Raw genomic sequence first — 25,854 nt, 5'->3', positions numbered from 1 at the left:
AGGAAAGCACCGTCCACTCAGGACGCCGAACCGGCGGAGGCCTTCTTCCGCCGGTTCGAGACGTGCCGGTGCGAGCCGAAGACCGTGTGCACCAGCCCGATCCCGACGACGAAGCCGAAGTCGTACCAGTTGCCGTTGTTGCGGACCTCGTAGATGCTCACGTCGTCGGTGAAGAGCGAGATGAAGAACGTGACGGGGTAGATGAAACCCTGCCACACGCCCTTCCAGAACCCGGCGAGCTGCACACCGTCCACAGCGGACGCGGTGTTCGGACCGGCCGCGCACGCCGTGACCCCCAGCAGCGCGGTGGCGAGGAGGAGCCACAGCCGCGTGCTCCTCATTGTGAGGCCTTCGCCCTGACGATGCGCAGCGCCACGAAGAGGGCGGCGATGGCGACCGCGCCGGCCGTGGCGACCAGCCGGTTCAGGTCGACCGCCGGGACCCAGCGGACCTGGCCGTCGGTGATCACGTAGGCGCCGGTGGGCTTGGCGTTCAGTCCGAAGCCGCCGCCCTCGCCCTCCTGGCCCTTGTCGTCGCGGCCCGTTCCCCCGCCGGAGCCACCGGCGATGGTGGCGGCCGCGATCACGGTGATCCCGTCCTTCTCGTAGGGCTCGGCGTAGACGCGCTTCGCCTCGAGCGAGTCCTTCGTCCTCGTCATCAGTTCGTCGAGCTTCATCACCACTCCCTGAGGTCGTGTTCCTCCCGCCAGCCTCGAACCGGACCGCGGTGGCGGGACAGGGCCTCAGGTCCTCGTCCGGCAGGGACAAGGCCCGGTCCACGCCGATGCCCGAAGGCACTCCGGGGAGCGTCGGCGACTCCCTACCGTCGAGTCATGACAGCAGTGATCTCCGTGTCCGGCCTGCGCAAGGCGTTCGGCCGGACGACCGCACTCGACGGTCTCGACCTGACCGTCCGCGCCGGCGAGGTGCACGGGTTCCTCGGTCCCAACGGCGCGGGCAAGACCACGACGCTGCGCATCCTCCTGGGGCTGCTGCACGCCGATTCCGGGGAGGTCACCGTGCTGGACGGTGATCCCTGGAGGGACCTGGCCACGTTGCACCGCCGCATGGCGTACGTGCCCGGTGACATCACGCTCTGGCCGAACCTCACCGGAGGCGAGGTGATCGACCTGATCGGCCGGTTGCGCGGCGGCCTCGATCTGAGGCGCCGTGCCGAACTGCTCGACCGCTTCGAGCTCGACCCCACGAAGAAGGGCAGGGCCTACTCGTCGGGCAACCGGCAGAAGGTCGCACTGGTGGCGGCACTCGCCTCCCACGCCGACCTGCTCGTCCTCGACGAACCGACCGCGGGCCTCGACCCGTTGATGCAGGCGGTGTTCGAGGACTGCGTCCGCGAGGAGAAGAGGGAGGGCCGGACCGTGCTGCTCAGCAGCCACGTGCTCGCAGAGGTCGAGAAGGTGTGCGACCGGGTGAGCATCATCCGGCAGGGCAGGACGGTCGAGGCAGGGACCCTGGACGAATTGCGGCACCTCACCCGCATCTCGATCACCGCGGACCTGACTCGGTCGCCCGACGGCCTCGCGTCCCTGCCCGGGGTGCACGAGTTCCGCGCCGAAGGCATGCGGCTGCACTGCCACGTGGACACGGACCACCTCGACGAGGTCCTGCGCGCCCTGACCTCCCTGGGGTGCGCAACCTCGTCTGCCGGCCGCCCACGCTGGAGGAGCTGTTCCTGCGGCACTACGAGGTGACGGCGTGAACGGCACCGGCGAGCTGATCCGGCTGGCACTGCGCAGGGACCGCGTGCTGCTGCCCGCGTGGCTGAGCGTCTTCGTGCTCCTCGCCGCGGGGTCCGCCGCGGCCACCGAGGGCATGTTCCCCACCGCGGACTCCGTCGTCGCGGCCGCGACGACCATGAACGGGACGCCGACGCTCGTCGCGGTGTACGGGCGGATCTACGACCCGACGTCGATCGGCGCGCTCGCGATGCTGAAGGCGCTCGCGACCGGCGCGATGTTCCTGGCGGTGTTCTCGATCGTCATCGTCGTGCGCCACACGCGTTCGGACGAGGAGACCGGTCGTCGCGAGCTCCTGGGAGCGGGCGTGGTCGGCAGGCACGCCCCGCTCGCGGCCGCGATGGCGGTGGCCGCCGGCGCCAACGTCCTGCTCGGCCTGGTGACCTCGGCGAGCCTGGTCGGCGCGGGTCTGCCCGCGGACGGGTCGCTCGTCTTCGGACTGGCGTGGGCGAGCGTGGGTCTCGCCTTCACCGCGATCGCCGGGATCACCGCGCAGGTGGCGACGACGTCTCGCGGCGCCGTCGGTCTCGCCGTCGCGACGCTCGGCGTCGTGTTCCTGCTCCGGGCGGTCGGGGACACCGCGGACGTGGCGGGACCGCGCTGGTTGTCGTGGCTGTCCCCGCTCGGCTGGGGCCAGCAGTTCCGCCCGTACGCGGGCAACCAGTGGTGGGTGCTGCTGATCACCGCCGCCTTCGCGGTGATCGCCGCGGCTGTCGCGCACCTGGTGGTGGCCAGGCGTGATCTGGGCGCGGGCCTGCTGCCCGACCGCCCCGGCCCCGCGACCGGAACGCTGACCGGTGTCTTCGGGCTGGCGTGGAGGTTGCACCGCGGCGCGCTGCTGGCGTGGACCGCCGGATTCGTGGCCTACGGCGTTCTGGTCGGCAGCGTCGCGGGCACCATCGGGGACATGCTGAGCAGCCCGCAGACCGCGGAGCTGTTCAGGAGGCTCGGCGGCGAGAACGCGCTGACCGACGCGGTGTTCGCGGCCATGTTCGGCTTTCTCGGGGTGATCGCCGCCGCGTACGGGCTCCAGACGGCGATGCGCCTGCACGGCGAGGAGGTGGAGCTGCGGGCCGAGTCCCTGCTCGCCACGCCGGTCGGCAGGGTGCGCTGGGCGTCGAGCCACGTCGTCATCGCGCTGGCGGGAGTCGTGGTGCTGCTGGTCGGCGCGGGCCTGGCGGCCGGAACGGTGCACGCCGCGCGGACCGGGGACCTGTCCGTCGTGGGAGAGGTGCTCGCGGGTGCGCTCGTGCAGATCCCGGCCGCCTGGGTGCTCGTCGGCATCGTCGTCGCCGCATACGGTCTCGCGCCCCGCCTCGTCGTGGTCGGCTGGTTCGCGCTCGCGGTGTTCCTGGTGCTGGGCGAGCTCGGCCCGCTGTTCGGCTTCGACCAGTGGCTGATGGACCTGTCGCCCTGGGCACACCTGCCGAAGGTGCCCGGATCCGCGATCACCGCGACGCCGTTGCTGTGGCTGCTGGCCGTCGTCGTCGCGGGACTCGCGGCGGGGTTCACCGGGCTGCGGCGACGTGACATCGCCTAACCGGCCAGCGCGGCCCGGGTCTGACTCGCGATCTCGAGGTCCTCGCGGGCTCTCACCACGTGCACGTGCTCGATGCCGAGGAACGACAGGCCGTTCACGACGTCGTCGCGCAACACGGCGTCGTGCTCGCCGACGCCGCCGGTGAACACCAGCACGTCGATCCCGCCCAGCGACGTGGTCATGGCGCTGATCGCCTGGCGGAGGCGGTGCGCGTACACCTCCAGCGCCAGGACCGCGTCCTGGTCGCCGCCGTCGGCGGCCCGGCGCACGTCGCGCATGTCGCCGGTACCGGCCAGACCCGCGAGGCCGGACCGGTGTTCGAGGCCGTCCTCGAGCTCGTCGAGCGGCACCCCGGCCCTGAGCAGCCACACCAGCAGGCCGGGGTCGACGTCGCCGCTCCTGGTCGCCATCACCAGTCCCGCCAGCGGGGTGAAGCCCATGGTGGTGTCGACCGAGCGGCCTCCGCGCACGGCCGCGAGCGAGGCGCCGGCGCCCAGGTGGCAGCTGACCACCCGCGCGTCGGCCACCCCGGCCAACTCCGCGGCCTTGCGGGACGCGTACGAGTGGGAGAGCCCGTGGAAGCCGTATCTGCGCAGGTCCCACTTCAGCCGCCACCGCGCGGGAAGGGCGTAGGTGGTGGCGAACGCGGGCATGGTCGCGTGGAAGGCCGTGTCGAAGCACGCGACCTGGGGAACGCGGGGGAGCACCGCGGTGACGGCGTCGATGCCGGCGAGCGCCCGTGGCTGGTGCAGCGGGGCCAGGCCGGTCAGCTGTTGCAGAACGGCTCGAACACCCGCATCGACGCGTTGTGCCGCGGTGAAGCCGGGACCGCCGTGCACGACGCGGTGGCCGACGGCCCGGATCTCGGGGGCTCGGGTGAGGAACCGCTCGAGAGGGTCGGTCTCGCCGTGCCACCGCTCGGCGTGGTGCTCGGCGAGGACGCTGTCGTCCTCGCCGAGCACGGTGAGCTTCAGGCTGGAGGAGCCCGCGTTCACCACGAGCACGTGTCCGGAGCTGCTCACTGCCAGGTCCAGTCGCGGACCTCGGGCAGGTCCTCGCCGTGCTCGCGGATCCAGGCGTGGTGCCGCGTCCGCTGGTCCTGCATGAGCTGGCGCAGCCGGGCGGCCTTCGGGCCGAGCCCGGGGACCCGGTCGATGACGTCGATGACGAGCCGGTAGCGGTCCATGTCGTTGAGCACGAGCATGTCGAACGGCGTCGTCGTGGTGCCTTCCTCCTTGTAACCGCGGACGTGGATGTTGTGGTGGTTGGTGCGGCGGTAGGTCAGGCGGTGGATGAGCCACGGGTAGCCGTGGTACGCGAAGATCACCGGGCGGTCCGCGGTGAACAGGGCGTCGAACTCGCGGTCGGGCATGCCGTGCGGGTGCTCGGTGTCGGGCTGCAGGCGCATCAGGTCCACCACGTTCACCACGCGCACCCGCAGCGAGGGCAGGTGTTCGCGCAACAGCTTCACGGCCGCCATCACCTCGACGGTCGGGGCGTCGCCCGCGCAGGCCATCACGACGTCCGGCTCGTCCTCGTCGTTGCTCGCCCACTCCCAGATTCCGGCGCCGCGGGTGCAGTGCAGGACGGCCTCGTCGATGTCGAGCCAGTCCGGCGTCTCGTTCTTGCCGGCCACGACGACGTTGACGTAGTCCTTGCTGCGCAGGCAGTGGTCCGCGACCGAGAGCAGGGTGTTGGTGTCCGGCGGCAGGTAGACGCGGACCACCTCGGCCTTCTTGTTCATCACGTGGTCGATGAATCCCGGGTCCTGGTGCGAGAAGCCGTTGTGGTCCTGGCGCCACACGTGCGAGCTCAGCAGGTAGTTGAGCGACGCGATCGGCCTGCGCCAGTCCAGCCTCTTGTGCGTCTTGAGCCACTTCGCGTGCTGGTTGAACATCGAGTCGACGATGTGGATGAAGGCCTCGTAGCAGTTGAACAGCCCGTGCCTGCCGGTCAGCAGGTAGCCCTCCAGCATGCCCTGGCAGAGGTGCTCGGACAGCACCTCGATCACCCGGCCGTCGCGGACCAGGTGCTCGTCGACGGGCAACGTCTCGGCCTGCCACTGCTTGCCGGTCACCTCGAAGACCGCGTCCAGCCGGTTCGAGGCGGTCTCGTCCGGTCCGAAGATCCGGAAGTCGGCCTGGTTCAGCGTGATCACGTCGCGCAGCAGCCTGCCGAGCACCCTGGTCGGCTCGGAGTGGGTGCTGCCCTGCTTCACGACCTCGACGGCGTGCGCGCGGATGCCCGGCATCTTCAGCTCGCGCAACAACAGGCCGCCGTTGGCGTGCGGCGTGGCACCCATCCTCCGGTCGCCGCGGGGCACCAGTTCGGACAGCTCGGCGCGTGGCCGGCCGTCGCCGTCGAACAGCTCTCCTGGGAGGTAGCTGCGCAGCCACGACTCCAGCTGCCGCAGGTGCTCCGGGTTCTCCCGCACGCCGGCGAGAGGGACCTGGTGCGCGCGCCAGGTGTTCTCGATCGGCACGCCGTCCACTTCGGACGGTCCGGTCCAGCCCTTGGGGCTGCGCAGCACGATCATCGGCCACCGCGGCCGGTCGGTGCGCTGCTTGACGCGGTGGATCTCGTCGACCACCTGGTCCAGCACCTCGGCCATGCGGGCGTGCATGTCGTCCGGGTCGTCGCCCTGGACGTAGAACGGCGCGTAACCGTAGCCGCGCAGCAACGAGTCCAGCTCGTCGTGGGGGATGCGGGCCAGCAGGCTGGGGTTGGCGATCTTGTAGCCGTTGAGGTGCAGGATCGGCAGCACCGCGCCGTCGCTGATCGGGTCGAGGAACTTGTTGACGTGCCAGCTGGCGGCGAGCGGCCCGGTCTCCGCCTCGCCGTCGCCCACGACGCACGCCACGATCAGGCCGGGGTTGTCGAACGCGGCGCCGAACGCGTGCGCCAGCGAGTACCCGAGCTCGCCGCCCTCGTGGATCGAGCCGGGCACCTCGGGAGCCACGTGGCTCGGCACCCCGCCGGGGAAGGAGAACTGCCGGAACAGCTTCCGCATCCCCTCGCCGTCACGCGGGACGTCCGGGTAGGTCTCGCTGTAGGTGCCCTCCAGCCACGTGTTCGCGAGCAGCGCGGGTCCGCCGTGCCCGGGGCCGGTGAGGAACAGCACGTCGAGGTCGCGTTCGCGGATGATGCGGTTGAGGTGGGCGTAGACGAAGTTCAGGCCGGGCGTGGTGCCCCAGTGACCCAGCAGCCGGGGCTTGATGTGTTCGGGTGCCAGCGGTTCGGTCAGCAGCGGGTTGTCCATCAGGTAGATCTGGCCCGCCGACAGGTAGTTGGCGGCCCGCCAGTACGCGTCGACCAGCGACAGGTCGGCGTGGGACATGACGCACTCCTCAGCTCGGTGTGCCCTCCACGGTGCTGACTGAACGGATCCAGCGACAGGGACCCAGGTCCCGGAGCACCCGGCTCCTTCGGACCTGTCGGTGCCGTCGGGCGTGGGCGAGAGTGCGGTCATCACAGCGCAGGGAGGTTCAGATGAAGCACGCAGGCGCGGCGGAGATCGGCAACGTCGCGGTCGAGCTGGACGACCAGATCGCGGCGAGGGCCAGGCGGTACGCCCACGACAGGATCGCTCCTCTGGCCCGGTACGCGCCCGAACCGACCGACTTCGCACACGTGCGTCTCACCGCGGTGGGGCCTCGCACGATCGCCGTCCACGTGAACCTCGACGTCAACGGCACGCCGGTGGTCGCGAAGGCGGAGGCCGCCACCTTCGAGGAGGCGCTGGACGCCGTGCGGGACCAGTTGCACGGCCGGCTGCTCAGGATGCACAACTGAGCGGATTCACGAATCGGGGATCAGGAGCACCGGGGTGGAGGTGATCTCGTCGCGCACGGCCCTGGCCAGGGGCTCGACGGCGCGTGCCACCGCCGGGGTCATCCGGGTCCCGAACCCGGTGTCCGCCACTTCGACCGCGTAGACCACGAGGCGTTCCGGCCTGCGGTCGAGCGCCTCGGCGAGGGCCACGGCCTCCGGCACGCCGAAACCGTGGGAACTGGCGGCGGGGATGGTGTGCGGCAACGCCGTGCGGTACCACCGGCCAGGCGCGGTCGCCTTCGTGCGCACGGCGTCCACGACCACGACGAGGTCAGCGTCCTCCCAGGTCTCCATCAGCCGGACTGGGTCGCCGTCGCTGATCTCGGCGTGAACACCCGAGGCGGCGAGGAGGCGGGCCACGGCGGGGCCGACACCGTCGTCGCGGCGGAACTCGTTGCCGACCCCGACCACCACGTGCTTCACGTGCCCTCCCGGCTGAAGTCGAGGAAGTGCGCCGAGCACGAGATGCACGGGTCGTGGTTGCGGATGGTCTGCTCGCACAGCGACTGCAACGCGTGGTCGTCCAGGTGCTGGTGGGCGCGGACCACCCTGGTGACGTCGTCCTCGATCGCCGTCTGGTTCTGCGCCGTGGGCGGCACGATGTCCGCGGCGAGGACCCGTCCGTCCGCTCCGAGGTCGTAGCGGTGGTAGAGCAGACCACGTGGTGCTTCCGTGGCGCCGTGTCCCGTGCCCGCTCGCGGGTGCACCTCGACGCAGGGCACCTCCGGGCGTTCGTACGAGTCGATGATGCTCAACGCCTCCTCGATCGCGTACACGATCTCGACGGCGCGCACGACGATGCTCTTGAACGGGTTGCGGCACACCGTTCCCAGGCCCACCGCGGCGGCGGCCTCCCGTGCGATCAGGGACAGGCGGTCGGAGTTGAGGCTGTACCGGGCGAGCGGGCCGACGAGGAAAACCCGGTCGTCCAGCCGTGCGTGCAGCGCGGTGGAGTGCGGAACCTGGTGTTCGACGACGTGGTCGCCGAACTCGGACACCGGGAAGTCGATCCCGGTGCTGACGTGCGGGGTGCCGCGGTCGAGCGGGTACCCGTCGTCCTCGCGCAGCGCCAGCAGGTCGTGCGGTACGTCGAGGTCGGGGAAGTCGAACCCCGCGACCCATTCCGCGGTCGCCAGCGCGTCGTACAGGGCTTCGCGCAGCGTTCCGGCGAGGCCACGCAGTTCTTCCGGTGCGGGAACGCGGTAGAAGCCGCCGACCCGCACGTTCACCGGGTGGATCGCGCGGCCGCCGACCAGGTCCATGATCCGGTTGCCCGCCTTCTTGAGCCGGAGCCCGCGCTCGACGGTGGCCCGGTCGGCGGCGGCGAGCGCGATCCCGTCGGGGAACCCGAGGAAGTCCGGTGCGTGCAGCAGGTAGACGTGCAACGCGTGGCTGGAGATCCACTCGCCGCAGTACAGCAGTCTGCGCAGTGCCCGCAGCTGGCCGCCGACCCGGACCCCGCACGCGTCCTCGATCGCCTGGCAGGCGCTCATCTGGTAGGCGACGGGGCAGATGCCGCAGATGCGGGCGGTGATGTCGGGCGGTTCGCGGAAGTTCCGCCCGCGCAGGAACGCCTCGAAGAACCTCGGGGGCTCGTAGATGTCCAGCCGGACCTCGTCGACCTGGCCGCCGACGGTGCGCACGTGCAACGCGCCCTCGCCCTCGACCCTGGCGAGGCCGGCTACCTGCAGCGTGCGGTTCGCGCGATGCGTCATGTCCACTCCGCGTTGGCGTTGAAGGTGCGGAACACGAGTTCCAGCTCGTCGTCGCTCATCCCGGTGCGTTTCAGCAGCGGCACGAGCGCGGGTGCGTTGGGCCGGGTCATCGGTCCGAAGCAGCCGTAGCAGCCGCGGTCGACGGCCGGGCACAGCGCACCGCAGCCGGCGTGGGTGACCGGTCCGAGGCACGGGGTGCCGCGGGAGACCAACACGCAGGTGAGGCCGCGGCGTTTGCAGTCGGTGCACACGCTGGTGTCCGGCAGGTCGGGTGCCCGGCCGGCGAGCAACGCCGTGATCACCTCCAGCAGCTGGCCCTTGTCGATCGGGCAGCCGCGCAGTTCGTGGTCCACGGTGACGTGCGCGGAGATCGGGGTGGAGGTGTCGAGCGCCGCGATGTGCTCGGGACTCGCGTAGACGATCGAGCGGAACTCGTCGACGTCCGCGAAGTTCCGCAGGGCCTGGACACCGCCGGAGGTGGCGCACGCGCCGACGACGACCAGCACGGCCGACTGCTCTCTGATCCACCGGATCCGTTCGGCCTCTTCGGGCGTGGTGACGGATCCCTCGACGATCGAGATGTCGTACGGGCCGGGTTCGCTCACACCGGTCACCTCGAGGAAGTGCGCGATGTGCACCTGGTCCGTCAGCGGCAGCAGTTCGTCCTCGCAGTCGAGCAACGTGAGCTGACAACCGTCGCACGAGGTGAACTTCCACACCGCGATCGTGGGCATCACAACTCCTTCGCCAGCAGCAGCGGTTCCGCCTCCGGGTAACCGGTGACAGGTCCGTCGCGGCACACCAGCAGCGGCCCGAGCTGGCAGTGCCCGCACAGGCCGATGCCGCACTGCATGCTGCGTTCCAGCGACACCTGGATGTTCCCGGCGGGCACGCCGCGTCCGAGCAACGTCCTGGCGCAGAAGCGCATCATCGGCTCCGGACCGCACAGCAGCGCTGTGGTGCGCTCGGGGTCGAGCGGGATCGAGGCGAGCGGCTCGGTGACGAACCCGACGCGGCCCTGCCAGTCGTGGCCCCCGCGGTCGACGGTCAGCACGACGTCCACATCGGACAGGGCGGGCAGCTCGTCGGCGTACAAGAGGTCCTCCGGCGTCCGGGCACCCGCGACGAGCACCGTGCGCCTGCTCGGGTGCCCGAGCACGGGCCGCAGGGGAGCGAGGCCGATTCCGCCCGCCACGACGAGCAGGTCCTCGACCCCGTCGAGCCGCCAGGCCGTGCCGAACGGCCCCCGCACCCCGATCACCGTGCCGGGTGCGGCGTCGTGCAGCGCCCTGCTCACCGCACCGACCGCGCGCACGGTGTGGACGAGCGTGCCGTCGGCGGGGATGCCGCTCACCGAGATCGGGACCTCGCCCACGCCGTGCGCGTAGAGCATCGCGAACTGTCCTGGGCGGAACGCGGGCAGCGATCCGGTGACCGGCCGCAGAGTCAACGTCACGCAGTCGTGCGTCTCGACGGTGCGCTCCACCACCCGGCACGGAGTCGGGACCCAGGACGTCACGACGGGTTCCGGTACAGGTCGAGCAGGCGGATCCTGGTGGCCTGCAACCGGTTCAGCAGCGCGTCCAGCAAGATCAGCGACAGCTGGTAACCCAGCGCCGGGTCGTCGTCGGCGAGCCGGCGCAACGCCGCGGTGTCCACGACCGCGGCCCTGGTCGGCGTCACGACCGTCGCACCGAAGTGCCACCGGTAGGGCGGCACGAGCCACGACCAGCCGACCAGCTCCCCGGCGCCGATGCTCTGCAGCACCATCCGGCCGTTCCGGGGCACCGCGGTGTCGATCGTGACGCACCCGGACAGCACGACCCAGCACTGGTCGGCGAGCCCGCCCTCGTCGAACAGCCGGACGCCCTGGTCGTAGGTCTCGATTCGGCTCACACCGGCGATCGCCGCACGTTGGGTGTGCGAGAGGCGGGCGAGCAGCGGCAGCGCGTCGAGCTCCGTCATGGGGATCGTCATGGTCGTCCACCGCCTGTCCCGGCCAGGGCCGCTGCTTCCTCGGTGATGTCGATACCGGCCGGGCACCAGGCGATGCACCGGCCACAACCGACGCATCCCGAGGTGCCGAACTGGTCGTGCCACGTACCGAGCTTGTGCGTCATCCACTGGCGGTAGCGAGAGGCACCGGACGTGCGCACCGCGCCGCCGTGGAGGTAGGAGAAGTCGATCTCGAAGCAGGAGGCCCACCGCTGCGCGCGCTCGGCGTTGCCGTCGAGGTCCGTCCGGTCCTCGACGGAGACGCAGAAGCACGTCGGGCACACCATGGTGCAGTTGCCGCAGGTGAGGCACCGCTCGGCGACCGCCTCTCAGTGGGCCGAGTCCCGGTTGGCGGCGAGCAGGTCGCGCAGGTCGACCTCGGGCATGGACCGGCCCATCCGGCCCGCCGCCGCGGCGACGTCCCGGTCCGCCAGCTCGACGTCGTGCCGTGCCGCCGGACGGGACGGCACGCGCGTCAGCACCGCGGCGCCTTCCTCCGTGCCGCTCGTGGCGAGGAACCGGTGGCCGTCGCCGTCGACGCGTTCGGTCAGGGCGATGTCGTACCCGGAGCCGGCGCCGGGCCCGCAACCCGTGGACGAGCAGAAGCACACCTCGCCGGGTTCGGTGCACTGCGCGGCGACGACGAAGGGCACCGGGCCGCCGACGACCTGGCGCAGCTTCGCGATCGCGGCGAGGTCGCACGGGCGCACGCCGAAGAAGGCGTAGGAGACCGGGTTCTCGGGCGCGGCGTGGAATCCGGTGCCGTCGCTGGAGAGCAGGGCGCGCCGCGGCGGATGGAGGAACCGCTTCCAGGACTGCGGCCCGGCGGAATGGCCGAACACGGCCTCGTCCTCCCGCCGGCGCACCCGGTAGTGGCCGGGCCCCGTCTGCACCCCCCACCCCCTCGGCAGGTCGTCCGCGGAGCCGAGCTCGGCGAGGGTGATCGCGTCGTCCCGCAGGACCGGGCCGACGACGACCCTGCCGTCCTGGGCGAGCACGCGGATGAGCGCGTCGAGGCCTCGCAGGTCGAGCACGACGTCCATGTCCGCCACCTCCAAGTCAGAACTGATGGTCACCGGTTCGCCGAGGTGTCCCCAGTGACGAAAGACCCCCGGGCGAGGCTCTTCCGTCCCTGTCCCGCGGGTGGGACGAGTGATGGGCTGGAATCGTTGGAGCGCAGAGGAAAGGAGACGACATGTCAACGTTGGCCCGCCGTCCGGCGAGCTCTCTGCTGCCGGACCTGTGGGAGGTCTTCGACGCCACGTGGCCGTTCGGCACCCGGCACCCGATGCACATCGAGGACTTCGTCGAGGAGGGCGCCTACGTCGTTCGCGCCGAGTTGCCCGGCCTGGACGCGGCGAAGGACATCGACGTGAGCGCGACGGGCGGCATGCTGACCATCACGGCCCAGCGCGAGGAGGCGAGGAAGGAGCAGCACCGCTCCGAGTTCCGGTACGGGTCGTTCACCCGCACCGTGTCGCTGCCGACGGGCGCGGACACCACGAAGATCTCCGCCAAGTACGAGAAGGGCATCCTCGAGGTGCGCGTGCCGGTCGCGGTGCCGCCGGAGGAGCGCAAGATCGAGATCGACGTTCAGCAGGACTGAGCGTGGGTGAGCAGCTGCCCCGGATCAGCAGATCCGGGGCAGCTGCTCACCCACGAGCACGTCCACCACACGCGAGGAACCGACGAGGGTGCGGGCCAGCACGCGTCCGGCCACGCCGTCCACCACCTCACCGACGACCGTCGTCCCCGCGCCCTCCGGCAGGGCCCGCATCGCCGCCACGACGGCATCGGCGGAGCCGGGTGCCACGAAGGCGACCAGACATCCCTCGTTCGCCACGTGCCACGGGTCCAGACCGAGCAGGTCGCACGCGGCCGCCACGGGGACGGGCACCGGGACGGCCGACTCGACCACCTCGACGCACACGCCGGACGCGGCCGCGATCTCGTTGAGCGAACCGGCCAACCCCCCGCGCGTGGGGTCGCGCAGCGCGTGCACGTCCGCGCCGCCGGCCGCGATCATCGCGGCGACCAGGTCGTTCAGCGGCCGGCTGTCGGAGGAGACGTCGGCGTCGAAGCCGAGGCCTTCGCGGGCGCTGAGGATCGCGATCCCGTGCAGCCCGACCGGTCCCGAGACGAGGACGACGTCGCCCGGCTCGGCGCTCGCCGCGGACGGCCGTGCGTCCCGCAGCCGCATCCCGACACCGGTCGTGGTGACGTACAGACCGTCGGCGGCGCCACGGCCGACGACCTTGGTGTCGCCGGTGATGATCGGGACACCGGCCGCGCGGGCCGCGGCCGCCGCCGACCGCGTGATGTCGCGCAGCTCGGAGAGGGGCAGGCCCTCCTCGACGATGTAGGCGAGGCTGAGCGCGAGCGGGCGGGCCCCGCGCATGGCGAGGTCGTTCACGGTGCCGTGCACGGCGAGCGACCCGATGTCGCCGCCGGGGAAGAACCGCGGCGTGACGACGTAGCTGTCGGTGCTGAACACCTGGTTCAGGCCGATCAGCGCGGCGTCCTCCAGCGGTGCGGTGAGACCCAGTTCCGGCGTGATGACGTCGGCGAGCAGCTCGGCCATCAGCTGACCGCCGGAGCCGTGGCCGAGCAGGACGCGCTCGGTCTCCAGGTGGGGCACGGGGCAGGAGGGTGTCATCGGTGCTCCGGGGTTCGGCCGGCGTTGAAGAACGCCGCGCAGGTTCCTTCGCTGGACACCATCGGTGCGCCCAGCGGGGTGCGGGGAGTGCAGGTGCGCCCGTAGGCGGAGCAGTCGGTCGGCAGCCGGGTGCCGCGCAGGACGTCGCCCGCGATGCAGTCCGGTGACTCCCGCGTCACGAGGTCGCCGACCTCGAACCGGACGGCGGCGTCGTGACGGGCGAACTCGGGCCTGAGCGCGAGGCCGCTCGCGGGGATGGGACCGATGCCGCGCCAGGTCCGGTCGGTCACCTGGAAGACGCGCCGGATCGCGTCCTGGGCGGCCGTGTTGCCGGACCTGCGCACGGCGCGCGCGTACTGGTTCTCGACCTCGGCCCGGCCCTGTTCGAGCTGCCGCACGGCCATCAGCACTCCTTCGAGCAGGTCCAGCGGTTCGAACCCGGTCACCACGACCGGTACCCCGTACGCCCGCGCGATCGGCTCGTACTCCGTCCACCCCATCACCGCGCAGACGTGCCCGGCCGCGAGGAACGCCTGCACCTGCGTGTCCGGGTCGTCCATGAGAGCGGTGATGGCGGGCGGCACGAGCACGTGGCTGACCAGCGCGCTGAAGTTCGTCACGCCGGTCGCCGCGGCGTGCAGCACCGCCATCGCGTTGGCGGGAGCGGTGGTCTCGAACCCGACCGCCAGGAACACGACCTCGCGGCCGGGGTTCTCCGCGGCGGTGCGGACGGCGTCGAGCGGTGTGTAGACGACCCGCACGTCCGCCCCGCGGGCCTTGAGCGACAGCAGGTCACCGGACGTCCCCGGAACCCGGAGCATGTCGCCGTAGCTGGTGAAGATCACGTCCGGGCGGGCGGCGATGGCGAGTGCCCTGTCGATGGTCTCGAGCGGTGTCACGCAGACCGGGCAGCCGGGGCCGTGGATCATCCGCATCCCGGCGGGCAGCAGCCGGTCGATGCCCTGCCGCACGATCGTGTGCGTCTGGCCGCCGCAGACCTCCATGATCGTCCACGGCGCCGTGGCGGTGGTCCGCAGCTCCGCCAGCAGGCGGCGGGCGAGCACGGGATCCCGGTACTCCTGCAGGTGCTTCACGGTCCCAGCTCCGTCTCGATCGCGTCCGGCATCGCGCGGAGCACCGCGAGCGTCCTGGCCGCCTCCTCCTCGTCGACCAGCGCGATGGCGAAGCCGACGTGCACGATCACGTGGTCACCGACCTCCGCCTCGGGGGTGTAGACCAGGCAGACCGGTCTGCGCAGCCCGTCGAAGTCGACGGTCCCCGACCGCGGCTCGGTGTCGTCCACGGTCACGATCCGTCCCGGAATCCCCAGGCACATCAGCAGTCCCTCCCCGCCAGCCGGGCAGCGGCCACGACGGCCTGCCCGTAGCTGATCCCACCGTCGTTGACCGGTACCCGTTCGCCCGCGAGCACCGCGAACTCGCCCAGCTCACGGCGGAGGGCGTCGACGAGCCTGCGGTTCTGGAACACCCCACCGCCCAGGCAGACCGTGCGGACGGTGCCCGCCGTCTCCCGCACGAGTGCCGCCGTGACCTCCGCGATCGTCGTGTGGAACCGCGCGGCGGCCACGCCGGTGGGGTCGTCGCACGTGACCAGGTCGCGCAGGGTCGGCACCGGGTCGTACACCCACAACCCGTCGCGCCGGTGCAGCTTCCAGTCGAGCGCCGGCCCGCTGTGCGCGGCGGCAGCGGACTCCAGCAGGACGGCCGCCTCGCCCTCGTACGAGTTCTCGTCGCAGAGGCCGAGCAACGCGGAGGCAGCGTCGAACAACCTGCCCGCACTCGACGTCAGGGGGCTGTTGATCCGCCGTTCGACCATGCGCCGCACGAGCGCCGATTCCGCCGGGGGACGGAGGTCCGGAATGGACGGTCCGCCGAAGTCCTCCGCGCCGTGGCGGTAGGCGAGCACCATCCTGGACGGCCGCCGGACCGCGACCTCGCCGCCGGGCAGCGGCACCAGGCCGAACCGCGCGACCCGCCGGTACCCGCGGTAGGTCGCGAGCAGGACCTCACCGCCCCACAGCGTGCCGTCGTCGCCCAGCCCCAGGCCGTCGTAGGCGACTCCGACGAACGGGCCGCGGACGCCGTGCTCCGCCGCGGTCGCCGCGACGTGTGCGTGGTGGTGCTGAACGGGAATCCGGCGGTCGCGCGGCCACCGCCGGGCGTGCCGGGACGAGAGGTAGCGGGGGTGCAGGTCGTGCGCGCAGTGCTCCGGGGTCACGCCCTGCCACCGGCACAGGGTCTCGGCGGTGTGCTCGAAGGCGGCGAGCGTGTCGGCGTTCTCCAGGTCACCGGTGTGCGGGCCGAGGATCGCGCGATCACCGACGGCGAGCGCCGCGGTGTGCTTGAGCTGAGCGCCCAGCGCGAGCACCGGGACCGGCGACGCGACGGGCAGCGGCACCGGTTCGGGAGCGAATCCCCGTGCCCTGCGCACCATGCGTCCGGCGCGCACCACCGAGTCGTCGTAGCGGGCGAGGATCGGCCGGTCGTGCGAGAGGACGCCGTCGACCAGGGGGCCGAGCACCGCGTGCGCGTGCTCGTCGAGGATGGTGATGGGCTCGCCGGACCGGTTGCCGCTGGTCACCACGAGCGGCTGCGCCAGGTCGTGCAGGAGCAGGTGGTGCAGAGGGCTGTACGGCAGGAACAGGCCGACGTCCAGGTCCCCGGTGCGGGACGGCAGCACGACGATCGGAGCGGCGGGGGACCGCAGCAGGGCCGCCGCCTCGGCGTCCACATCGGACAGTTCGCGTGCTTCGCCGAGGTCGCGCACCATCACCGCCAGTGGTTTGCGCGGCCGGTGCTTGAGCTCGCGGAGCCGGATGACGGCGTCCTCGTCCGCCGCGGCGCACACCAGCTGGTAGCCACCGACGCCCTTGACCGCGACCACGCCACCCCGCCGGACCGCCGCCACGGCCAGTCCCAGCGCCTCCTCACCGGTCGCGTCACCCCAGCGCAGCCGGGGTCCGCAGGCCGGGCAGGCCACCGGCTCGGCGTGGAACCGGCGGTCTGCCGGATCGCGGTACTCCGCCGCGCACGGGGGGCACAGCGGAAAGGCCGCCATCGTCGTGCGCGTCCGGTCGTAGGGCAGCGACGCCACGATCGTGGCGCGCGGGCCGCAGTCGGTGCAGTTGACGAACGGGTACCGGTAGCGCCGGTCCCCGGGGTCGAACAGCTCGGCCACGCAGGCGTCGCACGTCGCCAGGTCGGGCACGACCGTGCGCGGTCCGGCCTCGAACCCGCTGTCCAGCACCGCGAACCCGTCGTGCGCGGTGGTCCCGCCCGGTGTGACGGTGATGCGTTCGACCCGCGCGTGCTTGGGCGCCCGGTCGTGCAGCGCGCGCCGGAACTCCGCGAGCGCCTCCGCCGGCCCGCACGCGGTGATCACGACATGTCCGCCGGCGTTGCGCACGTCGCCGCTGATGCCGAGTTCGGTCGCCAGCCGGTGGACGTGCGGCCGGAACCCGACGCCCTGCACGGCGCCGTGCACCTCGATGCGTTCGGTCGTGCTCACCTCGTCGCTCCCGCCTGCCGCGATACCCGGTCCGACGAACTTCGCACCGGCGGCGGGCGGTCATGAGGGTCGTTGGTCCCGAGCGGGCCGGGACCGTGCCGCTCACATCGCCGAATACGGTTCGTCACGCTCGATCGAACGCGTCACCGAGGGCTTCTTGGCGTGGCCCCGGCGTTCCTCCGCCAGCTCGTCGACGAGGTGCTCCTGGCGTTCCTCGCCGCGGTAGCGGGTCAGCACCGACATCGTGATGGCGTGGGCGACGGCCAGCAGCAGCAACACGATGCCGAGCTTGGTCACGGTCTTCTGCAGCACACCCTCGATCGGCAGGTCGAGGGTGGAGATCAGCGCGACCAGGCCGAGCACGATCAACGTGAACAACGTGGTCGTGAGCCAGCTCGCGGCCAGGCTCGCGCCGGGGTGGTCGTCGTCGCTGAGGTACTTGCGGCCGCTGATCGTGATGATCACCGCGTCGATCACCACCAGCAGCGCGCTGACCACGAGGAAGGCGATGTAGCTGTCGGTGTCCATGCCTCCAGCGTCGGGGCGGTGCGGACGCCGGCCCAGGGGCCATCGTCCCCGGTCCGCCGGGACGTCACGCCCTGTCCGCGGGTCCCGGGCTTCGCTGGACTGCCCCCATGACTGTCGCGACAACCGGCCTCTCGTCGGCCGAAGCCGCCAGACGGCTGCACCGGGACGGACCGAACGCATTGCCGGCCGCGCGACGGCGGCATCCGCTGTTGCTGCTGGTGGAGCAGCTCGTGCACTTCTTCGCCCTGATGCTGTGGGTGGCGGCGGTGCTGGCGCTGGTCGCGGGCATGCCCGCGCTGGCGGTGGCCATCGCGGTGGTCGTCGTGCTGAACGGGCTCTTCGCGTTCGCCCAGGAGTACCGCGCGGACCGGGCCGCCCAGCGCCTCGGCGACCTCATGCCGCTGCGGGCCACCGTGCGCCGGGACGGTCACCTGCGGCAGGTGGACGCGGCGGAGCTGGTCGTCGGTGACGAGTTGGTGCTGGAGGCGGGCGCACGGGTCTGCGCGGACGGCGAGGTGCTGGCCGAGGCGGGACTCGCCGTCGACGAGTCGATGCTGACCGGCGAGAGCGTGCCGGTGAGACCTGTTGCGGGACAACAGGTCCACGCTGGTACCTACGTCGCCGAGGGCGAGGCTTCGGTGCTCGTGACCGCTATCGGTGCGCACACGGCGCTCGCGGGCATCGCGGCGCTGACCCAGGAGGCGAAGCCACCGCGCAGTCCGCTGGCGGCTCAGCTGCACAGGGTCGTGGTGGTGGTCGCGGTGATCGCGGTCGCCGTGGGCACCGCGTTCTTCGGCGTCGCGGTCCTGCTCGGGCTGCCCGTCGCCGAAGGGTTCCTGTTCGCGATCGGGGTCACGGTGGCGCTCGTGCCGGAAGGGCTGTTGCCGACCGTCACGTTGTCGCTGGCCCGTGCGGCGCAGGGCATGGCGGCCAGGAACGCGCTGGTGCGCAGGCTCGACGCGGTCGAGACGCTGGGCGCGACCACGTTCATCTGCACCGACAAGACCGGCACCCTGACCCGCAACGAGATGTCGGTCGTCCGGGTGTGGACACCCCGGGGTGCGGTGACCGTGCACGGCAACGGGTACGAACCGACCGGCAGCGTGGACGGCCCCGCCGAGGCGGTCGACCAGGTGCGCGCACTGGCTTCGAGCGCCAAGAGGTGTTCCCCCACCGCCCACGCGCGCCACCACGACGACCGGTGGCTCCCCGTCGGTGATCCGATGGAGGTCGCGCTGCACGTCCTCGCCGCACGCCTGGGCGTGGACGGCCCCTCGGCGGAAGCCGTGCGGTTCCCGTTCGACCCGAGGCGCCGCCGTTCGTCCGTCGTGGACCTCGACGGTGTGCACGTGACCGGTGCCCCGGACTCGGTCCTGCCCCTGTGCGGCGCGACGCCGGGCGCGCAGGAGGCACTGGCCGGCCTGGCCGAACGCGGGCTGCGGGTGCTGGCGGTGGCGCGGAGGGAGGGCAGAGCGGGTGACGGGGAGTCCTGGCAGCACGCGGAACGGGACCTGGAACTGCTCGGTCTGGTGGGCCTGCAGGACCCGCCGCGCGACGACGTGGCCGACGCCATCGCCTCGTGCAGGTCCGCCGGCATCCGCATCGCCATGATCACCGGGGACCACCCCGCCACGGCGCGGGCCATCGCGCGGCAGGTGGGCCTGCTCGGCCCCGACGCCCTCGTCCTGGAAGGCGCGGACCTTCCCGCCGGGCAGGACGAACTGGGGTCGCTGCTGGACCGCGACGGCGTCGTGGTCGCCCGCGTCACCCCGGAGGACAAGCTGCGGATCGCGACGGCCCTGCAGCACAGGGGACACGTCGTCGCCATGACCGGGGACGGCGTCAACGACGGTCCGGCCCTGCGCGCCGCCGACATCGGCGTCGCGATGGGCGCCTCCGGCACCGACGTGGCCCGGGAGGCCGCCGACCTGGTGCTGCTGGACGACCACTTCGGCACGATCGTCGCCGCGGTCGAACTGGGCCGTGCCACGTTCGCCAACATCCGCCGCTTCCTGACCTACCACCTCACCGACAACGTCGCCGAGCTGACGCCGTTCGTGGTGTGGGCGCTGTCCGGCGGGTCGATCCCGCTGGCCATCAGCGTGCTCCAGGTGCTCGCGCTGGACATCGGCACCGACCTCCTGCCCGCACTCGCACTCGGCGCCGAGCCGCCCACCAAGCGCACCATGCGCGGACGGCTGCACACCGGGGCGCTCATCGACGGGGGACTGCTGCGCCGGGTGTTCCTGGTGCTCGGTCCCGCCGAGGCGGTGATGTCGATGCTGGCGTTCCTCGCGGTGCTGGTCGCGGGTGGGTGGAGTCCCGGCGGCACGGCGAGCGCGGCGTTGCTCGCCACGGCGTCCGGCACCGCGTTCACCGCGATCGTCCTCGGTCAGCTCGCGAACGCCTACGCGTGCCGCAGCGCCAGTCGGTCGGGCTTCCGCGTCGGGTTGCGCGGCAACAGGTTGCTGCTGTGGGCGGTGGCGTTCGAACTGGCCGTGCTCGCGGTCTTCCTCTTCCTGCCACCACTTCCGGAACTGCTCGGGGGACACGCCCCCTCGGCACTGGGCTGGGGTCTGGCGCTGGCAGCCGTCCCGGTCGTGCTGCTGGCCGACGCCGCCGCGAAGGCCTTCCTCGCCAGGAAGGTCGGTATCACGCGGACCGATCGATCCGCGACGACCTGAAACCCCGCGCCGGGCAGGAACGGATCGATCCGGGACGAAGGCCTCTCCAGGGGGACGGTCGTCCGCGCGTCCCGCAACGGCAGCGTGCCAACGGCGGTCACATCGGGGACCTTCGTCCCTGCTGTTCAGGCCCCGGTCGGCACAGCCTGGAGGCATGGGTTGGGAGCCGATCAGGAAACGTCGCACCGGACCGGTCGAGCCGAACCTGGTGGACTACGAGCGCGTGTACGCCGGCTTCAGCTGGGACGAGGCGCGCTCGCAGCTCACCGGGTTGCCGGGCGGCGGTCTCAACATCGCGTACGAGGCCGTGGACCGGCACGCCGCCGGTGCGTCGCGCGACAGGGTCGCGCTGCGCTGCCGCGGTCGCGGCGGGCACACCACCGAGCTGACCTACGACGAGCTGCGCCGTGCCACCAACAGGTTCGCGAACGTGCTCCGGGAACTCGGAGCAGGCAAGGGCGACCGGGTCGCGACGCTGCTCGGTCGTGTGCCCGAGCTGTACGTCACGGCGATCGGAGCTCTGAAGAACACGAGCGTGTACGCGCCGCTGTTCTCCGCGTTCGGCCCGGAACCCGTGCGGGAACGCCTGCGGCTGGGCGACGTGCGGGTGCTCGTCACCACTCCGCAGTTGTACCGCAAGCGAGTCGCCCAGCTGCGGGACTCCCTGCCGGCGCTGGAACACGTGCTGGTCGTCGGTGACGACCCGCCGGCCGGCACCCGCTCGTTCGCCGAGGCGACGGCTCGGGCCGGTGACGAGTTCACGATCCCGCCGACGTCCCCGGACGACATGGCGCTGCTGCACTTCACCAGCGGCACCACCGGAAAGCCGAAAGGTGCGGTGCACGTGCACGGCGCCGTGCTGGCACACCACGTCACCGCGGCGTACGCGCTCGACCTGCACGCCGGCGACGTGTACTGGTGCACCGCCGATCCGGGCTGGGTGACGGGCACGTCGTACGGCATCATCGCTCCACTCACGCACGGCGTGACAGTCATCGTGGACGCCTCGGACTTCGACTCGCACGGCTGGTACGAGGTGCTGCAGGACGAACGCGTGACGGTCTGGTACACCGCGCCGACCGCGCTGCGCATGCTGATGCGCTCCGGCGCGGAGCTGGCCAAGCGCTACGACCTGTCGGCACTGCGGTTCGTCGCGAGCGTGGGCGAGCCGCTGAACCCCGAAGTCGTGGTGTGGGGCCAGGAAGCGCTCGGACTGCCGGTGCACGACAACTGGTGGCAGACCGAGACCGGCGCGATCATGATCAGCAACTACGCGGCGGAGGACGTCCGGCCCGGTTCGATGGGGCGGCCGATGCCCGGTGTCGAGGCCGGGATAGTGACGGGCGACGGCGACGGCGTGACCGAGGTCGGCGATCCGGAAGCGGTCGGCGAGCTCGCGCTGCGGCCGGGCTGGCCGTCGATGTTCCGCGGCTACCTCCACGACGACAAGCGCTACGCCGAGTCCTTCGTGGACGGCTGGTACCTCACCGGCGACCTGGCCCGGCGCGATCCCGACGGCTACTACTGGTTCGTCGGCAGGGCGGACGACGTGATCAAGTCCGCCGGGCACCTGGTCGGGCCGTTCGAGGTGGAGAGCGCTCTCATGGAGCATCCCGCGGTCGCCGAGGCGGGAGTGATCGGCAAGCCCGACCCGGTTGTCGGCGAGGTCGTGAAGGCGTTCGTGACGCTGCGGGAGGGCCACGACCCGACCGAGGAGCTGCGCGCCGAGCTGGTCGCGTTCGGGCGCCGGAGGCTGGGAGCCGTGGCGCCCAAGGAGATCGCGTTCGACCAGCACCTGCCGCACACGCGCAGCGGCAAGGTGATGCGCAGGCTGCTGAAGTCCAGGGAACTGGGACTTCCGGAAGGGGACACGTCCACGCTGGAGGTGGGGCGGTGAAGGAGGAGCTGGAGCTGTTGCGGCAGATGGTGCGCATCCGGCGCTTCGAGGAGCGGTGCGCCGAGCTGTACAGCTCCGCGCAGATCCGCGGGTTCCTGCACCTGTACGTGGGTGAGGAGGCGGTGGCCACCGGTGTGCTGTCCGAACTGGACCCGCAGGACTCGGTGGTGTCGACCTACCGCGACCACGGGCACGCGCTCGCCCGCGGCGTGCCGATGGACGCGGTGATGGCCGAGATGTTCGGCAAGGTGACCGGGTGCAGCCGCGGCCGGGGCGGCTCGATGCACCTGTTCGACGCGAGCCACCGGCTCTTCGGCGGCAACGCGATCGTGGGTGGCGGTCTGCCGATCGCCGCGGGACTCGCGCTGGGACACCTGATGCGCGGCGAACCCCGTGTCGTGGCGTGCTTCTTCGGCGAGGGCGCGGCCGCGGAGGGCGAGTTCCACGAGGTGCTGAACCTCTCCGCGTTGTGGAGGCTGCCCGTGCTGTTCTGCTGCGAGAACAACCAGTACGCGATGGGCACGGCGTTCGCCAAGGAGCACGCCGCCGCCGATCTGGCGTTGCGCGCCGGCTCGTACGGGCTCGCGGCCTGGTCGGTGGACGGGATGGACGTGCTGGCGGTGAAGGAGTCCGCCCGCCGTGCGACGGAGGAGATCCGGGCGGGCGGGGGACCGTGCCTGCTCGAACTGCGGACCTACCGGTTCCGCGCCCACTCCATGTACGACCCCGAGCGCTACCGGGACAAGGAGGAGGTCGCGCACTGGCGTGACCTCGACCCGATCGACCGGCTCAGGAACGCGATGCGGCCCGAGTTCACCGACGACGACCTCGCGGCGCTGGAGGCGGAGGTGGCGGCCGAGATCGACCTCGCCGTCGCGACCGCGGAGGCCGCCGACGTCGAACCGGTCGCCGACCTGACCCGGTTCGTCACCTCGGAGGTGACGCCGTGAAGACCACCTACCGGGAGGCGTTGCGCGAGGCCATCCGCGACGCGATGCGCCGTGACGACCGCGTGTTCCTGATGGGCGAGGACGTCGGCAGCTACGGCGGCTGCTACGCGGTGAGCCTCGGGTTGCTGGAGGAGTTCGGGCCGGAGCGCGTCCGCGACACCCCGCTGTCCGAGTCGGCCTTCGTCGGCGCCGGGATCGGAGCGGCGCTCAACGGGATGCGCCCGATCGTCGAGATCATGACCGTCAACTTCAGCCTGCTCGCGCTCGACCAGATCCTGAACAACGCCGCGACGCTGCTGCACATGTCCGGAGGCCAGTTCGCGGTTCCGGTGGTGATCAGGATGACCACCGGGGCCGGCCGGCAGCTGGCGGCGCAGCACTCGCACAGCCTGGAGGGGTGGTACGCGCACATCCCCGGTCTGCGGGTGCTGGCGCCCGCGACGCTGGAGGACGCGCGGGGCATGGTGTGGCCCGCGCTGTGCGACCCCGACCCGGTGCTGATCTTCGAGCACAACGGTCTCTACAACCTCGCGGGCGAACTGGCCGACGACGCGGGGCCGGTGGACATCACCCGCGCCGCGGTCCGCCGGCCGGGCCGGGACGTCACTCTCATCACGTACGGGGGCAGCCTGACCAAGACCCTGGCCGCCGCGGACGACCTCGCGGCCGGGGGCATCGAGGCGGAGGTGGTCGACCTCCGCACCCTGCGCCCACTGGACTCCGACACGGTCCTCGACTCCGTGCGGAAGACCCACCGCGCGGTGGTCGTGGACGAGGGGTGGCGCAGCGGCAGCCTGTCCGCCGAGATCGCCGCGCGCATCGGCGAGGAGGCGCTGTACGACCTCGACGCACCGGTCCGCAGGGTGTGCAGCGCGGAGGTGCCGATCCCGTACGCGAGACACCTGGAGGAGGCGGCGCTACCTCAGACGGCGTCGATCGCCGCCGCGGCACGGGAGGTGGTGCGCGGTGGCTGAGGCCGGGCCGAGCCAGTTCCGGATGCCGTCGCTGGGCGCGGACATGGACGAGGGCACCGTGCTCGAGTGGCTGGTGAAACCGGGGGACACCGTCGCACGAGGCGATGTCGTCGCGGTGGTGGACACCTCCAAGGCCGCGATCGACGTCGAGTGCTTCGACGGCGGCGTGATCGAGGAGATCCTGGTGCCGCCCGGCAGGACGGTGCCCGTCGGCACCCCGCTCGCGACGATCGGGACGGCGGACGGCGCGCGACCGGGGCCCGCACCACAGGAACCCGTGGTGCCCGCCGCGGAGGCGCCGTCCGCAGCCGCGACTGTGGTGGAGGAGGCGCCTGGTGGACGCGCCGGGGGGCTGCCGTCCACTCCGCCGCCCGCGCCACCGGCCGCGGTGGAGCGGCCCGGTGCGCCCGCTGTCCCCGCCACGGGAACACCGCCCGAACCGACACCCGCGCAGGAGCGCAAGCCCGCCGCACCCCCGGCACCCGTTGAGAGCCACGTACCTCCCGCACCGGTGCCGAAACCCCGCCCCGTGGTGGTGGGGCCCCTCGTGCGCAAGCTGGCGGCGGAACTCGGTGTGGACCTGGAGGCCGTCCGCGGTACGGGCAGGAGCGGTGCGATCACGCGGTCCGACGTGCACCGCGCCGCCGGGCCGCGAAAGGCGCCGGCACCGGCCGTGCGGGTCGAGCACCCGTCGGCCCGGAGGAAGGTGACGCCCTACGCCCGGCGGCTCGCCGGGGAGCTCGGTGTCGACCTGTCCTCGCTGTCCGGGTCCGGCTCCGGCGGCGTCGTGCGGGCGGCTGACGTCCGTGCCGCGAGGCCCGCCCCGGTGGTGACCGGGAAGACCGTCGCACCCGCCGCCGACAGGGCCGCGACCGCACGCAGAGTCACGGCGAAGCTGATGGCCCGCTCCAAGCGGGAGATCCCGCACTACTACCTGAGCACCACCGTCGACATGTCCGCCGCGATGGCGCGCCTGACCTCGTTGAACCGCGACCTGCCGATCGAACGCCACGTGCTGCCCATCGCCCTGGTCCTCGGCGCGTGTGCGCGGGCCGCGGCGAAGGTCCCGCAGCTCAACGGTTTCTGGACCGGCGACCGGTTCGAGGCGGGGGACGGCGTGCACCTCGGGATGGCGGTGTCGTTGCGCGGTGGCGGCCTGATCGTCCCGGTTATCGCGAACGCGGCGGACCTCGGGCCGGTCGACGTGATGGACCGCGTGCGCGACCTGGTCACCCGCGCGCGGAGCGGGCGGTTGCGGGGCAGCGAGCTGACCGGCGCCACGATCACGGTCACGAACCTCGGGGACAGGGGCGTCGAGTCCGTGTTCGGCGTGATCCACCCGCCCCAGGTCGCCCTCGTCGGCGTCGGCAAGGTGGTGGAGCGCCCGTGGGCGGTCGGCGGCCTGCTCGGCGTGCGCCCGGTGGTCACCGTGACGCTGTCGGCCGACCACCGGGCGACCGACGGGCGCACCGGCGCCCGCTTCCTGGAGATCGTGGAGAGACTGCTGACCGCACAGGAGGAGTCATGACACCCGACGAAGCTCGCGAGATGATCCGGGCCGCTCTGGTGAGCGTCGCGCCCGACGTGGTGCTGGACGAGGTGGATCCGGACGCGGACCTGCGCGAGGAGCTCGACCTCGACTCGATCGACTTCCAGGCCTACACGGCGGAACTGGCCAGGCGCAGCGGCCTGGCGGTGACCGAGGACGACCAGCGCCGGCTCACCACGCTGGCGGCCGGAGTGGACTTGCTGACACGTGCCCGGACACACCGCTGAACGTGAACCACGGCAGGGTGGGCG

The 25,854-nt window shown here is 72.0% G+C and carries 24 protein-coding genes and 2 pseudogenes; 10 read left to right on the top strand and 16 right to left on the bottom strand.

The features are described 5' to 3' along the window. Nucleotides 1-17: 17 nt before the first annotated feature. Nucleotides 18-341 carry a hypothetical protein gene (locus ND450_RS10525; protein WP_253325950.1) on the bottom strand — a complete coding sequence of 108 codons (324 nt, stop codon included), beginning with the start codon at nucleotides 339-341 and terminating at the stop codon, nucleotides 18-20. After that, on the bottom strand, nucleotides 338-676 hold the full coding sequence (locus ND450_RS10520; RefSeq protein WP_253325949.1) for a spore germination protein GerW family protein: 339 nt from the start codon (nucleotides 674-676) through the stop codon (nucleotides 338-340). Before ND450_RS10520 ends, ND450_RS10525 begins: the two co-directional genes overlap by 4 nt. 156 nt (nucleotides 677-832) lie before the next feature. Here ND450_RS10520 and ND450_RS10515 point away from each other — a divergent pair. Continuing rightward, nucleotides 833-1,719 (top strand): annotated as a pseudogene (locus ND450_RS10515) (ATP-binding cassette domain-containing protein). Beyond that, the gene (locus tag ND450_RS10510) at nucleotides 1,716-3,296 is read left to right on the top strand and encodes an ABC transporter permease (protein WP_253325948.1); all 1,581 of its coding nucleotides are present in this window, start codon (nucleotides 1,716-1,718) and stop codon (nucleotides 3,294-3,296) included. Before ND450_RS10515 ends, ND450_RS10510 begins: the two are co-directional and overlap by 4 nt. Here the strand turns inward: ND450_RS10510 and ND450_RS10505 are convergent. Both ND450_RS10505 and ND450_RS10500 read right to left on the bottom strand, forming a co-directional pair. After that, nucleotides 3,293-4,318 carry an acetate/propionate family kinase gene (locus ND450_RS10505; protein ID WP_253325947.1) on the bottom strand — a complete coding sequence of 342 codons (1,026 nt, stop codon included), beginning with the start codon at nucleotides 4,316-4,318 and terminating at the stop codon, nucleotides 3,293-3,295. The two genes, ND450_RS10510 and ND450_RS10505, sit on opposite strands and share 4 nt — an antisense overlap. Then, nucleotides 4,315-6,633 (bottom strand): phosphoketolase, encoded by a 2,319-nt coding sequence (locus ND450_RS10500; RefSeq protein WP_253325946.1) that lies wholly within the window; start codon nucleotides 6,631-6,633, stop codon nucleotides 4,315-4,317. The genes ND450_RS10505 and ND450_RS10500 overlap by 4 nt, the downstream gene beginning before the upstream one ends. A gap of 152 nt (nucleotides 6,634-6,785) precedes the next feature. Here ND450_RS10500 and ND450_RS10495 point away from each other — a divergent pair, with 152 nt between their 5' ends. Continuing rightward, nucleotides 6,786-7,088, top strand: a complete 303-nt coding sequence (locus tag ND450_RS10495) for an HPF/RaiA family ribosome-associated protein (RefSeq protein ID WP_253325945.1) — start codon at nucleotides 6,786-6,788, stop codon at nucleotides 7,086-7,088. Nucleotides 7,089-7,094: 6 nt separating this feature from the next. Here ND450_RS10495 and ND450_RS10490 read toward each other — a convergent pair whose 3' ends face one another. From ND450_RS10490 to ND450_RS10460, 7 genes and pseudogenes are all read right to left on the bottom strand, one after another. Then, nucleotides 7,095-7,550, bottom strand: coding sequence for a hydrogenase maturation protease (locus tag ND450_RS10490; RefSeq protein ID WP_253325944.1), 456 nt, complete (start codon nucleotides 7,548-7,550; stop codon nucleotides 7,095-7,097). Next, entirely contained in the window at nucleotides 7,547-8,842 is a 1,296-nt protein-coding gene (locus ND450_RS10485) for a Ni/Fe hydrogenase subunit alpha (RefSeq protein ID WP_253325943.1), read from the bottom strand. The genes ND450_RS10490 and ND450_RS10485 overlap by 4 nt, the downstream gene beginning before the upstream one ends. After that, entirely contained in the window at nucleotides 8,839-9,576 is a 738-nt protein-coding gene (locus ND450_RS10480; protein ID WP_253325942.1) for an oxidoreductase, read from the bottom strand. The genes ND450_RS10485 and ND450_RS10480 overlap by 4 nt, the downstream gene beginning before the upstream one ends. Then, a complete protein-coding gene (locus ND450_RS10475; protein WP_253325941.1) occupies nucleotides 9,576-10,361 on the bottom strand; it encodes an FAD/NAD(P)-binding protein in 786 nt (261 codons plus the stop codon). The genes ND450_RS10480 and ND450_RS10475 overlap by 1 nt, the downstream gene beginning before the upstream one ends. Beyond that, a complete protein-coding gene (locus tag ND450_RS10470) occupies nucleotides 10,358-10,819 on the bottom strand; it encodes a cyclic nucleotide-binding domain-containing protein (RefSeq protein WP_253325940.1) in 462 nt (153 codons plus the stop codon). Before ND450_RS10470 ends, ND450_RS10475 begins: the two co-directional genes overlap by 4 nt. Beyond that, a pseudogene (locus ND450_RS10465) lies at nucleotides 10,816-11,139 on the bottom strand (4Fe-4S dicluster domain-containing protein); the annotation flags it as partial. The gene ND450_RS10470 and the pseudogene ND450_RS10465, both read right to left, overlap by 4 nt. 27 nt (nucleotides 11,140-11,166) lie before the next feature. Further along, on the bottom strand, nucleotides 11,167-11,880 hold the full coding sequence (locus ND450_RS10460) for a hypothetical protein (protein WP_253325938.1): 714 nt from the start codon (nucleotides 11,878-11,880) through the stop codon (nucleotides 11,167-11,169). Nucleotides 11,881-12,032: 152 nt separating this feature from the next. Here ND450_RS10460 and ND450_RS10455 point away from each other — a divergent pair, with 152 nt between their 5' ends. Continuing rightward, nucleotides 12,033-12,443 carry an Hsp20/alpha crystallin family protein gene (locus ND450_RS10455; RefSeq protein WP_253325937.1) on the top strand — a complete coding sequence of 137 codons (411 nt, stop codon included), beginning with the start codon at nucleotides 12,033-12,035 and terminating at the stop codon, nucleotides 12,441-12,443. Nucleotides 12,444-12,467: 24 nt separating this feature from the next. Here ND450_RS10455 and hypE read toward each other — a convergent pair whose 3' ends face one another. The 5 genes from hypE to ND450_RS10430 all read right to left on the bottom strand — a co-directional run bounded on the left by hypE (nucleotide 12,468) and on the right by ND450_RS10430 (nucleotide 17,549). Beyond that, on the bottom strand, nucleotides 12,468-13,475 hold the full coding sequence (gene hypE, locus ND450_RS10450; RefSeq protein ID WP_253325936.1) for a hydrogenase expression/formation protein HypE: 1,008 nt from the start codon (nucleotides 13,473-13,475) through the stop codon (nucleotides 12,468-12,470). A gap of 14 nt (nucleotides 13,476-13,489) precedes the next feature. Then, nucleotides 13,490-14,587 carry a hydrogenase formation protein HypD gene (gene hypD / locus ND450_RS10445; protein ID WP_253325935.1) on the bottom strand — a complete coding sequence of 366 codons (1,098 nt, stop codon included), beginning with the start codon at nucleotides 14,585-14,587 and terminating at the stop codon, nucleotides 13,490-13,492. Beyond that, nucleotides 14,584-14,829 carry a HypC/HybG/HupF family hydrogenase formation chaperone gene (locus tag ND450_RS10440; protein ID WP_089920428.1) on the bottom strand — a complete coding sequence of 82 codons (246 nt, stop codon included), beginning with the start codon at nucleotides 14,827-14,829 and terminating at the stop codon, nucleotides 14,584-14,586. Before ND450_RS10440 ends, hypD begins: the two co-directional genes overlap by 4 nt. Further along, nucleotides 14,829-17,021 (bottom strand): carbamoyltransferase HypF, encoded by a 2,193-nt coding sequence (hypF, locus tag ND450_RS10435; RefSeq protein WP_253325933.1) that lies wholly within the window; start codon nucleotides 17,019-17,021, stop codon nucleotides 14,829-14,831. The genes ND450_RS10440 and hypF overlap by 1 nt, the downstream gene beginning before the upstream one ends. Before the next feature lie 102 nt (nucleotides 17,022-17,123). Continuing rightward, nucleotides 17,124-17,549, bottom strand: a complete 426-nt coding sequence (locus tag ND450_RS10430) for a hypothetical protein (RefSeq protein WP_253325932.1) — start codon at nucleotides 17,547-17,549, stop codon at nucleotides 17,124-17,126. A gap of 107 nt (nucleotides 17,550-17,656) precedes the next feature. Between ND450_RS10430 and ND450_RS10425 the strand changes: the two genes are divergently transcribed. The 6 genes from ND450_RS10425 to ND450_RS10400 all read left to right on the top strand — a co-directional run bounded on the left by ND450_RS10425 (nucleotide 17,657) and on the right by ND450_RS10400 (nucleotide 25,830). Then, nucleotides 17,657-20,233 (top strand): cation-transporting P-type ATPase, encoded by a 2,577-nt coding sequence (locus ND450_RS10425; RefSeq protein WP_253325931.1) that lies wholly within the window; start codon nucleotides 17,657-17,659, stop codon nucleotides 20,231-20,233. Nucleotides 20,234-20,387: 154 nt separating this feature from the next. Further along, complete coding sequence (gene acsA / locus ND450_RS10420; protein ID WP_253325930.1) at nucleotides 20,388-22,130, top strand: acetate--CoA ligase; 1,743 nt, start codon at nucleotides 20,388-20,390, stop codon at nucleotides 22,128-22,130. Further along, on the top strand, nucleotides 22,127-23,080 hold the full coding sequence (gene pdhA / locus ND450_RS10415; protein WP_253325929.1) for a pyruvate dehydrogenase (acetyl-transferring) E1 component subunit alpha: 954 nt from the start codon (nucleotides 22,127-22,129) through the stop codon (nucleotides 23,078-23,080). Before acsA ends, pdhA begins: the two co-directional genes overlap by 4 nt. Further along, nucleotides 23,077-24,054 carry an alpha-ketoacid dehydrogenase subunit beta gene (locus ND450_RS10410; protein ID WP_256557481.1) on the top strand — a complete coding sequence of 326 codons (978 nt, stop codon included), beginning with the start codon at nucleotides 23,077-23,079 and terminating at the stop codon, nucleotides 24,052-24,054. Before pdhA ends, ND450_RS10410 begins: the two co-directional genes overlap by 4 nt. After that, on the top strand, nucleotides 24,047-25,582 hold the full coding sequence (locus tag ND450_RS10405) for a dihydrolipoamide acetyltransferase family protein (RefSeq protein ID WP_253325928.1): 1,536 nt from the start codon (nucleotides 24,047-24,049) through the stop codon (nucleotides 25,580-25,582). Before ND450_RS10410 ends, ND450_RS10405 begins: the two co-directional genes overlap by 8 nt. Further along, on the top strand, nucleotides 25,579-25,830 hold the full coding sequence (locus tag ND450_RS10400) for a phosphopantetheine-binding protein (RefSeq protein WP_253325927.1): 252 nt from the start codon (nucleotides 25,579-25,581) through the stop codon (nucleotides 25,828-25,830). Before ND450_RS10405 ends, ND450_RS10400 begins: the two co-directional genes overlap by 4 nt. Nucleotides 25,831-25,854 lie beyond the last annotated feature (24 nt).

This window comes from Lentzea sp. HUAS12, assembly GCF_024125735.1.
GTDB lineage: Bacteria > Actinomycetota > Actinomycetes > Mycobacteriales > Pseudonocardiaceae > Lentzea > Lentzea albida.
This window is presented reverse-complemented; position numbering and strand designations above follow the sequence as displayed.